This window comes from Flavobacterium sp., from assembly GCF_040402955.1.
Classification (GTDB): Bacteria; Bacteroidota; Bacteroidia; order Flavobacteriales; family Flavobacteriaceae; genus Flavobacterium.
In genome coordinates this window covers 1,003-2,840 of sequence record NZ_JBBALQ010000042.1, presented here as the reverse complement: position 1 = coordinate 2,840, position 1,838 = coordinate 1,003, and the positions used below count along the sequence as shown (strand labels likewise).

Genomic DNA, 1,838 nt, shown 5'->3' with positions numbered 1-1,838 from the left:
GTATTTTAGAGTGTATTTATAAGTATGCAGTTTCAAAGAAGTATATTAATAAGAAAGAAGCAGTATTATGTTTCGACGGTATAATGCTAATGGCGAATAATTATAAGCCTGAAATATTAGTAGAATTTAATGCGGTTGTTAAGGCTACGTTTGGCTATGATTTAATTTTTGTAGTTAAGGAGTTTGACCAAGCTATTGAGATTGATAGCGGTGTAGAATCTCAATCTAATACTGAATCTAATACTGAATCTGATAGTGATGTGGAAGCAGTAGAAATTCCGGAACCTGTTGCGCTACACGAGCCAGTAAATAACAAGCAAAATGATAGTATATTTTTCAAAGCATTGGAACTTATTAGCCATAGCACAGTGGCTAGTATTTTCTATGAGAGGAATCCAAGTAAATATGTTTATTCTAATTTTTCAGGTTGGTATTCGTATAATGAGTTTAATATTCTAAAGAATACTGGGGATAAACTTCCTGCAGATTTCTATAGTGATATTTCTAAAACAGTGGGCGAGTATTTGTTGCATATTCGCAACCGAATGAAGCCAAATGACCCATCCTATATTAAAGATAACAAGAACATTAACAAATTGCTTAAAGATGTTGGAAATGCGAGTTATTTAAAGGGAGTTGTTGTGTTTCTCAAGGAAAAATATACTTCTCCAGATATTGACGAAAAAATAGATAATAGTGTGAATCTGCTAGCATTTAATAACATGGTGTTTGACAAGACAATTATGGAATTCCGTGATATTGTTCCAAGTGATTACATTAGCAAGAGTACTAAATATTCAATGGCCGAAAGTAATAAGAAGATTCGAAAAGATATTAAAGAAATAATTCATTCTATATTCGAGAACGATGAAGTGGAGAATTATTTCCTGAATATTAAGGCTCATTCGCTATTTGGAAATACTAGCGAGTCGTGTATAATACAAGTAGGACGTGGTGGCAATGGAAAGGGTATAGTATCAATGCTTGAAAAAGTAGCATTGGGTGATTATATTTCAACAACAGAGAACACTTTCTTAACATCTTCAGTTGCGCAGGGTTCCGCAAATCCCACTCTTGCGAGTTCTAAGGGTATCCGCAATTTAGTAGTTAGCGAGCCTGCTGACACTGATATGTTTGGCCGTGAGACGAGTCTTAATACAGCATTTCTAAAACTTATTACTGGGAATGATGATATTAAAACCCGCCAATTATATAATGGTAATATAGCTTTTCTGCCACAGTTTACTCCATTCATTCAGTGTAATACCTTACCCAATATTAAGAAGGTTGATGACGGTCTTATTCGGCGTATTAAGGTGATTACATTCCCTTTTAGTTTCGTTGAAAATCCTACTGAAGAATTTCAGAGGAAAATAGACAGAAGACTAAAGAGTAAGATTAACTGCGAAGAATATGGACGCGAATACATTTTGCTACTTCTGGAAACTCTAAAGAAGAATATTAATATCGAGCTTCCTATTCCGAAAGTTATTCAAGAAGCTACATCAAACTATTTCGCCGATCATAACCCAATTGTCGAATTTATTAAAACGTGTATTCGCAGAGTTGACCCAAATCTAAAAATGAGAATTAAAGCCACTGAACTTAAGCTACATTTTGATTCAGTAATTGAGAATAAAATACACATAAGAGAGTTTATTAGAGTTATGGGTGTTAATGGCTTTGACACAATTAACCCTAACGGTTCTAAAGTTTTTAAAGATATCGAAATTATTGAAAATGAGGCAGATAATTAAATAATTAGTAATTTTATAATTTTATTTAATTTTATTTAATTTTATTTAATTTTATTTAATTTTATTTAATTTTATTTAATT

General features: G+C 32.2%; 1 protein-coding gene. It reads left to right on the top strand.

The features are described 5' to 3' along the window. The coding region (locus tag ABWP78_RS09770) for a hypothetical protein (protein WP_353171054.1) at window positions 1-1,757 on the top strand (1,757 nt) is incomplete at its 5' end. Window positions 1,758-1,838 lie beyond the last annotated feature (81 nt).